We start from the raw sequence: 8,340 nt of genomic DNA on the forward strand, positions 1-8,340 counted from the left end.
GCCTCCGAGCGCTCCGCCCGCCCGCCCCAGAGGGCCGCAGCCGAGCGCGCCGAGGCCCGCCGTCAGGCCGCCCAGCAGGACACCGTGGTCGTCGTCGCCGGCGACACCCTGTTCTCGCTGGCCAACAAGCACCGCATCGACGGCGGCTGGGAGGCCCTGTACCAGGCCAACACGGACATCATCGAGGACCCGAACCTCATCTACGTCGGCCAGGAGCTGACCCTGCCGCGCGGCTGACCGCCGCACGGACCGCAGGGCCCCGTCACCCACCGGTGACGGGGCCCTGCTGCATCCGGGACGCCGTGCCGTGCAGCCGGCGGGATGCGAAGCCTGCAGGGCCCGCGTGCCATCCCGATGCCCGCCGCCGCACACCGCGTACGCTGAACGGGCAGCGACCGCATCAGTCTGCAGGAGGGACCGCCATGACAGCGACAACGACCGCCGTGCGCTCCGCAGCACCCACCCGCGCCCGCCGCGGTGTGGGCCTCTTGGCCGGCCTGGCCGTGCTCGGCGGCACCGCGCTCACCGGGTGCGTCGCGGAACCGCCGCCGCTGTCCGAGGTGTGGCCGACCGTGCGCGCATCCGTCAACGAGGCCACCTCCGTCCGCGTCAGCGGGGACGTCCGCCAGGGGGACGGGACGATCGACGTGGAGCTCGCCGGAGCCCTGGACGACTCCTCCTTCGCCGGTCGCCTGGTCGAGGACGAGGGAACGGTCGAGGTGATCGCCGCCGACGACACGACCTACATCCGCCCGGACGAGCAGTTCGTCTCGAACCGCGGCGGCACCACGTTCGAGGACGTCGACCCGGACCTCTGGATCCCCCTGGCCACCGGCCGTGAGGGCGCGTTCTCCATGTCCACCTTCTACGACGGCTTCGTCTCCGCACTTCCCGAGGCCGACGCCTTCGACGACCGGCAGCCGCAGGGCCAGACCCTCCGCCTCGACGGGGAGCGGGTCTTCAAGTACTCCGACGTGGAGGCCGGCGACACACAGGTCTCCCTCTACATCAACGAGGACGACGAGCTGGTCCGACTCGAGGTGGACGGCGGGCAGCCGGAGAAGGACGGCCCGGCCGGCGCCATCGACTTCCGTGACTGGAATGAGGTCCCCGCCGCCGAGGCACCGCCCGAGGACCAGGTCTACCAGCGCCCGGGGCTCTGAGGCGGGACAGCACGAGGGGCCCGGCACCGTCCGGTGCAGGGCCCCTGGTGCGTTGCGATGGTCCCCGTCAGCCGGCCAGGCCCAGCAGGTGGGCGGCCACGCCCGGGGCCTGTTCGGTGCTGTCGGCGATCAGCAGGATCGTGTCGTCGCCGGCGATCGTCCCGAGGACGTGCTCGACGCGGGCCTGGTCGATGACGCTCGCCATGTACTGGGCGGCGCCCGGCGGGGTGCGCAGCACGACGAGGTTCTCCGTGGGCTCGGCCGAGATCAGCAGCTCCCGGCTCATCGAGCTCAGGCGCGCGGCCTGCGCCTCGCCGCTGCGGGCCGGGAAGCCGTCCTCCCCCTCAGCCGGCACCGCGTAGACCATCCCGTCCGCTCCGCGCACGCGGACCGCGCCCAGGTCCACGAGGTCGCGTGACAGCGTGCCCTGGGTGACGGACAGGCCGCGATCCGCCAGCGCCTCGGAGAGGGCCGACTGGGAACGGATCTGCTGCGTCTGCAGGACGTCGCGGATGGCCGCCTGGCGGGCGGTTTTCGTGGTGGGCGTCGCCATCTCAGCGCACCCCCCGGTCGGAGGAGGCCTGCCCCGAGCGCTCCAGGAGCCAGGCCACCAGCGCCTTCTGCGCGTGGAGCCGGTTCTCCGCCTCGTCCCACACCACGGACCGAGGGCCGTCGATCACCTCGGCGGCGACCTCGAAGCCCCGGTAGGCAGGGAGGCAGTGCAGGAAGATCGCGTCCTGAGCCGCCCGCGCCATGGCCGCGGAGTCCACCGCATACGCACGGAACAGCTCTTGGCGCTCGGCCGCCTCGTCCTCCTGTCCCATGGACACCCAGGTGTCCGTGACCACGACGTCCGCGCCGTCCAGGGCGGCGTCCGCGTCCGTGGTGACGAGCACGGAGCCCCCGGTCTCGGCGGCCCGCTCCTGCGCCGCGGCGACCACATGGTCCGCCGGGAGGTGGCCCTCCGGTCCGGCCACCCGGACGTGCATGCCCGCCGTGACACCCGCCAGCAGGTACGAGTGGCCCATGTTGTTCGCCGCGTCTCCGACGTAGGTCATGGTCAGCCCCGCGGTGCGGCCCTTGTGCTCACGGATCGTGAGCAGGTCCGCGAGCAGCTGGCACGGGTGGTAGTCGTCCGAGAGGGCGTTGACCACCGGGACCCCGGCATGCTCGGCCATCTCCTCCAGGCCGGCCTGGGCGTAGGTGCGCCAGACGATCACGGAGGCCAACCGGCCCATGACCCGGGCCGAGTCCGCCACGGACTCCTTGTGGCCCAGCTGCGACTCCCCCGGGTTGATGATCAGCGGCTGGCCGCCCAGCTCGGCGATGCCGGCGGCGAAGGAGACACGGGTGCGCGTGGACGTCTTGTCGAAGATCACGAGCCCGGTGCGCGGACCCGCGAGCGGGCGGCGGGAGAAGCGGTCCGCCTTCATCTCGGCGGCCAGGTCCAGGACCTCGGCCTGCTCTGACGGGGACAGGTCGGTGTCCACCAGGAAGTGGCGGACGGCGGTGTCGGTCACGACGATGCTCCTCGGTTCTCGGTCGGCTGTCCGGCAGCGGACAGGATCTCAGGCAGGGCGTCCACGAAGTCGCGGGCGGTGGCCTCGTCCAGGATCAGGGGCGGGGCCAGCCGCAGGGTGCGCGGCCCCGTCGCGTTGACGATCCAGCCGCCCTCCAGGGCGGCGCGGACGACGGCCGGTGCGGGGCCGCCGTCGGGAACGGGGTGCACCGCGTCCTCGGCGAGGTCCACGCCGAGCCACAGGCCATACTGACGGACCTCGGCGACCGAATCCAGCGCACTGAGCCCCGCGGCGAGCACGGCTCCGACCCGGCGGACGTTGTCCAGCAGTCCGTCCTCCTCGATCGTGAGGAGCACGGCCCGGGCGGCCGCCGAGGCGAGCGGGTTGCCGCCGAACGTGGTGCCGTGCTGGCCGGGGCGTAGCAGCGCCGAGACCTCCGGGCCGACGGAGACGAGCGCGCCGATCGGCACGCCGCCGCCCAGTCCCTTGGCCAGGGTGAAGGCATCCGGCATGACCGGCTCTCCCCCGGTGACGGCCGCGTCCTGGAACGCGAACCAGCTGCCCGTGCGCCCGATGCCGGACTGCACCTCGTCCAGGATCATCAGCGCCCCCGCCGTGCGGGTGGCGGATCGGACCCCGGCCAGGTAGCCGGCGGGCCAGCCGTGCACTCCGCCCTCGCCCTGCACGGGCTCGAGGAGCACTGCGGCCACGGTGCGTCCCTCGGCGTCGGGGGCCAGGGCGGCCTCGAGGGCGTCCAGGTCCCCGCCCGGGATGCGCTCCACTCCCCCGGGCAGCGGCTCGAACGGCGCCCGGTAGGCCTCCTTCGAGGTCAGCGCCAGCGCCCCCATGGTCCGGCCGTGGAAGGCGCCCTCGAGCGTGAGGACGCGCATCCGCAGGCCCGAGGGGTCCTCGCCGCCGTGGCGGCGGGCGAGCTTGAACGCGGCCTCGTTGGCCTCGGTGCCCGAGTTCGCGAAGAACACGGACGAGCCCGCGGGTGCTCCGGACAGCCTCAACAGGTCTTCGGCCAACCCCACCTGCGGCTCCGAGGTGAAGAGGTTGGAGACATGCATCAGGCGCCCAGCCTGCTCGGCCACCGCCGCTACGAGGCGCGGGTGGGCGTGCCCGAGCGAGTTCACCGCGATCCCGGCGAGCAGGTCCACGTACTCGCGGCCGTCCTCGTCCCGCACGCGCACTCCGGACCCGGACACCAGGGCCCGCTGCGGAGGGCCGAACAGTCCGGTGAGGGAACGGGAGTAGCGTTCGAGCAGCGTGCCCGAGGCGTCCGCTGCGGAGTCGACGGTCATGACGGGGTCCTTCCTGGGGGACGAAGGGACGGAGGCGGCGTCAGAGCGCATCGGGCACCACCTGGGTGCCGACGCCGGCCGAGGTGAAGACCTCCAGCAGCATCGAGTGGGGGCGGCGGCCGTCCACCACGTGGGCGCGGGGCACACCGGCGTCGATCGCCTCCAGGCAGGCCGCCATCTTCGGGATCATGCCGGAGGCCAGCGAGGGCAGCATCCCGCGCAGCTGGGAGGCGGTGAGGGAGCTGATCAGCGAGTCACGGTCCGGCCAGTCCGCGTAGACGCCCTCCACATCTGTGAGCAGCACCAGCTTGCGGGCGCCGAGCGCGGCGGCCAGGGCCCCGGCGGCGGTGTCCGCGTTGACGTTGAGCACGTGGCCGGTTGGCTCGCCGTGCTCGTCCACCTCGGGGGCCACGGAGGACACCACGGGGATGCGGCCGGCCTCGATCACGTCCCGGATGGCCTCCGGGTTCACGCCGGTCACCTCGCCGACGAGCCCGAGGTCCACCTCCTCCCCGTCCACCACGGTCCCGGTGCGGCGGGCCCGGAACAGGGCGCCGTCCTCGCCGGAGGAGCCGACCGCGTAGGGGCCGTGCGAGTTGATGAGTCCGACGAGCTCGCGGCCGACCTGTCCGGTGAGCACCATGCGCACCACGTCCATGGCCTCGGGCGTGGTGACGCGCAGGCCGCCGCGGAACTCGGACTCGATCCCGAGCCGGTCCAGCATGCTGTCGATCTGCGGGCCCCCGCCGTGCACCACCACAGGACGCACACCCACGTGGAGCAGGAACACGATGTCCTCGGCGAACGCCCGGCGCAGCTGATCGGAGACCATCGCATTGCCGCCGTACTTGATGACCATCGTGGTCCCGGCGAAGCGCTGGATCCACGGCAGCGCCTCGATCAGCACCTCGGCCTTGGACTCGGCGCGCTCGAGGCGGTCCGCGGCGGAGAGCACCGGGGCGGCGGCGGTCGACGGGTACTCGATCATGGCATGGGGCCTTCCGTGGGGTGGAGGGGCTGCTCGGGCTGTGGGACTGCTCAGGTGGAGTAGGCGGAGTTCTCGTGGACGTAGTCGTGGGTGAGGTCGTTGGTCCAGACCGTGGCCTCGGCGTCGCCGGCGTGCAAGTCGATCTTCACGCGCACCTCGCGGGCGGTCAGATCCACCAGCGCGCGGTCCTGGCCCACCCCGGAGGCCCGGCAGACCTGGACTCCGTTGAAGGAGACGTCCAGGGCGGTCGCGTCGAACGCGGCCACGGACTCCGGCACGGTGCCGACGGCGGAGATGACGCGGCCCCAGTTCGGGTCCTGCCCGAACACGGCGGTCTTGAACAGGTTCGAGCGGGAGACGGCGCGGGCCACGGCCTCGGCGGCCTCCTCCGTCTCCGCGTTGACCACGCGCACGGCGATGTCGTGCTGGGCTCCCTCGGCGTCCCCGACCATCTGGCGGGCCAGGTCGGCGCAGACCCGGGTCACGGCAGCGGCGAACTCGTCCGGGTCCGGGGTCGTGCCGGAGGCGCCCGAGGCCATGAGGACCACCGTGTCGTTCGTGGACATGCAACCGTCCGAGTCGGTGCGGTTGAACGTGGTGGCGACGGCCCGTTCCAGGGCCAGGCGCAGGGCGGAGGCCGGCAGGTCCGCGTCCGTGGTGACCACGGCGAGCATCGTGGCCAGGCCGGGGGCCAGCATGCCGGCGCCCTTGGCCATGCCGCCCACGGTGTAGCCGGTGCCGTCCACGCGGGACTCCTTGGCCCGGGTGTCCGTGGTCATGATCGCCTCCGCGGCGGCCGCGCCGCCTCGCGTCGAGCCCGCCACCGCCGCGTCCACTCCGGCAGCCAGCCGGTCCATGTCCAGCGGCTCGCCGATCAGTCCCGGTGGAGCAGACGAGGACGTCCCGGCGGAGCAGCCGAGGCCGCAGGCCGCGTGCTCGGCGGTGCGGTGGGCATCCTGGAAGCCCTGGTGTCCGGTGGCCGCGTTGGCCCCGCCGGAGTTGAGGACCACGGCGTCGGCGCGGCCGTCGGAGGCGGCCTGGCGGGACCACAGCACGGGGGCTGCGGCCACCCGGTTGGTGGTGAAGACCGCCGCGGCCTCGTGCTTCGGCCCGTCGTTCACGACGACGGCCACGTCCGGCTTCCCTGACGGCTTCAGTCCGGCGGTGGTCCCGGCGGCCCGGAACCCTGCTGCTGCGGTGACGCTCACGGTGCGACCCCCTGGATCTCGAGCCCGGCCTGCTCCGGCAGGCCCAGGGCGATGTTCATGGACTGGACGGCACCGCCGGCGGTGCCCTTGGTGAGGTTGTCGATCGCGCTGACCACCACGACGCGGCCGGCACGGTCGTCCACGGCCAGCTGGATCTGCGCGTGGTTGGAGCCGAGCACGGCGGACGTGGCGGGCCACTGCCCCTCGGGGAGAAGATGCACGAACGGCTCGTCGGCGTAGGCGGTCTCCCAGGCGGCGCGGACGGCCGCAGGGTCGGTGCCCGGGGCCAGGCGCGCGGTGGCGGTGGCCAGGATGCCGCGGGGCATCGGGGCGAGCGTCGGAGTGAAGGACACCTGCACGTTCTCGCCGGCGGCCCAGCCCAGACCCTGTTCGATCTCAGGGGTGTGGCGGTGTGAGCCGCCGACGCCGTACGGACTCATCGACCCCATGACCTCGGAGCCGAGCAGGTGCGGCTTGAGGGCCTTGCCCGCACCCGAGGTGCCGGAGGCGGCCACGATGACCACGTCCCTCGTCTCGAGCAGCCCGGCGGCGAAGCCCGGCGCGAGGGCGAGCAGGGTGGCGGTGGGATAGCATCCGGGCACCGCGATCCGGGCGGCCCCGGCCAGCCGTTCCCGCTGGCCCGGCAGCTCGGGCAGGCCGTAGGGCCAGGTGCCGGCGTGCTCGGTGCCGTAGTACTGCGCCCACGCCCGGGCCGAGGCGAGGCGGTGGTCGGCACCGGCGTCGATCACCAGGGTGTCCGGCGAGCGCTCGGCGAGCTCGGCGGCGATCCGGCCGCTGGCCCCGTGCGGCAGGGCGAGGAAGACCACGTCGTGCCCGGCCAGGACGTCCGCCGTGGTCGGCTCGAGCACGCGGTCGGCGAGCGCGTGCAGGTGCGACTGCAGGGCGCCGAGGCGCTCCCCTGCCTGGGAGTGGGCGGTGACGGCCCCGATCTGCACCTCGGGGTGCCCGCTCAGCAGACGCAGGGCTTCTCCTCCGGCGTAGCCGCTGGCCCCGGAGACGGCGACGGTGATGCTCATGCGCCCATCCTAGACCAGATATGCAATGTGTCGAATATGTATTCCGTCATGGTCTCCACCGTACCCGCTTCACTACGCTGGGCCGCATGGAGACCACCTCGTCACAGCCCCGCACCGACGCCGACCGCACCCTCCCGCAGACCCACCACGCTGTCGTCGTCGGGCAGACCGGCGGACCGGAGGTCCTGGACTGGACCGAGCGTCCCGTCCCCGTCCCCGACCCCGGCCAGGCGCTCGTGCGCACCGCCGCGGCGGGCCTGAACTTCATCGAGACCTACCAGCGCTCCGGCGTCTATCCCGTGGACCTGCCCTTCACCCCCGGGACCGAGGGCTCGGGGACCGTGGTCGCCGTCGGCGAGGGCGTGGACGCCGTCGCCCCCGGCGACCGGGTGATGACCGCCGCGGGGATCGGCACCTACGCCGAGCACTTCCTCGCCCCGGCGAACCAGCTGCTGCCCGTCCCGGAGTCGCTGGACCTCGTGGAGGCCGCCGCCCTGCCGCTGCAGGGGCTGACCGCCCACTACCTGACCCGCTCCACGTTCGAGGTGCGCTCCGGCCAGACGGCGGTGGTCACCGCCGGCGCCGGCGGGGTCGGCCTGCTGCTCACCCAGCTCTGCCGTGCCCGCGGCGCACGCGTGGTCACCGCGGCCTCCACCGAGGACAAGCGCGAGCTGTCCCGGCAGGCGGGCGCGACCGTCTCGGTGGACTACCCGGACGTGCGGGCCGCCGTGGCGGAGCTGACCGGAGGCGAGGGCGCCGACGTCGTGTACGACGGCGTGGGCAAGGCGACCTTCGAGGACTCCCTGGCCTGCCTGCGCGTGCGCGGCATGCTCGTGCTGTTCGGCGGCGCCTCCGGCCAGGTCCCGCCGTTCGACCTGCAGCGCCTGAACAGCGCCGGAGGCCTGTTCGTGACCCGCCCCTCGCTGGTGCACTACACCCGCACCCCGCAGGAGACGCACTGGCGCGGCCGGGAGCTGGTCGAGGCCCTGGCGGACGGCACCCTGGACCTGCGCGTCGGGGACCGGTTCGACCTGGCCGAGGCCGCCGCCGCGCACGCCGCCCTGGAAGGACGGCAGACCACGGGCAAGGTGCTGCTCACCCTGGACTGACCCCGCCCGGC

Annotated in this window: 9 protein-coding genes; 3 read left to right on the top strand and 6 right to left on the bottom strand. The window is 73.6% G+C overall.

The genetic code is table 11. From position 1 onward, the window contains the following. Nucleotides 1–237, top strand: a 237-nt coding sequence (locus AC2W7A_RS06315; protein WP_485990605.1) for a LysM peptidoglycan-binding domain-containing protein, incomplete at its 5' end; no start/stop codon positions are given. 185 nt (nucleotides 238–422) lie between these two features. Further along, nucleotides 423–1,163 (top strand): hypothetical protein, encoded by a 741-nt coding sequence (locus tag AC2W7A_RS06320; protein ID WP_485990606.1) that lies wholly within the window; start codon nucleotides 423–425, stop codon nucleotides 1,161–1,163. A 67-nt stretch (nucleotides 1,164–1,230) separates the two neighbouring features. Here AC2W7A_RS06320 and argR read toward each other — a convergent pair whose 3' ends face one another. The 6 genes from argR to argC are packed head-to-tail and all read right to left on the bottom strand — an operon-like array spanning nucleotide 1,231 to nucleotide 7,220. Next, complete coding sequence (gene argR, locus AC2W7A_RS06325; RefSeq protein WP_485990607.1) at nucleotides 1,231–1,716, bottom strand: arginine repressor; 486 nt, start codon at nucleotides 1,714–1,716, stop codon at nucleotides 1,231–1,233. Between the two features lies 1 nt (nucleotide 1,717). Beyond that, complete coding sequence (argF, locus tag AC2W7A_RS06330) at nucleotides 1,718–2,683, bottom strand: ornithine carbamoyltransferase (RefSeq protein ID WP_485990608.1); 966 nt, start codon at nucleotides 2,681–2,683, stop codon at nucleotides 1,718–1,720. Next, a complete protein-coding gene (locus AC2W7A_RS06335; RefSeq protein ID WP_485990610.1) occupies nucleotides 2,680–3,987 on the bottom strand; it encodes an acetylornithine transaminase in 1,308 nt (435 codons plus the stop codon). Before AC2W7A_RS06335 ends, argF begins: the two co-directional genes overlap by 4 nt. Before the next feature lie 40 nt (nucleotides 3,988–4,027). Beyond that, nucleotides 4,028–4,975: an acetylglutamate kinase gene (argB, locus tag AC2W7A_RS06340; RefSeq protein WP_485990611.1), complete on the bottom strand. Its 948-nt coding sequence runs from the start codon at nucleotides 4,973–4,975 to the stop codon at nucleotides 4,028–4,030. A gap of 50 nt (nucleotides 4,976–5,025) precedes the next feature. Beyond that, nucleotides 5,026–6,183 (bottom strand): bifunctional glutamate N-acetyltransferase/amino-acid acetyltransferase ArgJ, encoded by a 1,158-nt coding sequence (gene argJ, locus AC2W7A_RS06345; RefSeq protein WP_485990612.1) that lies wholly within the window; start codon nucleotides 6,181–6,183, stop codon nucleotides 5,026–5,028. Further along, nucleotides 6,180–7,220: an N-acetyl-gamma-glutamyl-phosphate reductase gene (argC, locus tag AC2W7A_RS06350; RefSeq protein ID WP_485990613.1), complete on the bottom strand. Its 1,041-nt coding sequence runs from the start codon at nucleotides 7,218–7,220 to the stop codon at nucleotides 6,180–6,182. The genes argJ and argC overlap by 4 nt, the downstream gene beginning before the upstream one ends. An 86-nt stretch (nucleotides 7,221–7,306) precedes the next feature. On the opposite strand from argC, the gene AC2W7A_RS06355 reads away from it, so the two are divergent. Beyond that, on the top strand, nucleotides 7,307–8,329 hold the full coding sequence (locus AC2W7A_RS06355) for a quinone oxidoreductase family protein (protein ID WP_485990614.1): 1,023 nt from the start codon (nucleotides 7,307–7,309) through the stop codon (nucleotides 8,327–8,329). Nucleotides 8,330–8,340 lie beyond the last annotated feature (11 nt).

It is taken from the genome of Micrococcus sp. LASM2_SD2 (assembly GCF_057364565.1).

What these genes read in the sequence shown, in the direction of transcription:
- argR (WP_485990607.1), bottom strand. Translation starts at nt 1,716, where the DNA reads ATGGCGACGCCCACCACGAAAACCGCCCGCCAGGCGGCCATCCGCGAC.
- argB (WP_485990611.1), bottom strand. Translation starts at nt 4,975, where the DNA reads ATGATCGAGTACCCGTCGACCGCCGCCGCCCCGGTGCTCTCCGCCGCG.
- AC2W7A_RS06320 (WP_485990606.1), top strand. Translation starts at nt 423, where the DNA reads ATGACAGCGACAACGACCGCCGTGCGCTCCGCAGCACCCACCCGCGCC.
- AC2W7A_RS06355 (WP_485990614.1), top strand. Translation starts at nt 7,307, where the DNA reads ATGGAGACCACCTCGTCACAGCCCCGCACCGACGCCGACCGCACCCTC.
- argC (WP_485990613.1), bottom strand. Translation starts at nt 7,220, where the DNA reads ATGAGCATCACCGTCGCCGTCTCCGGGGCCAGCGGCTACGCCGGAGGA.
- AC2W7A_RS06335 (WP_485990610.1), bottom strand. Translation starts at nt 3,987, where the DNA reads ATGACCGTCGACTCCGCAGCGGACGCCTCGGGCACGCTGCTCGAACGC.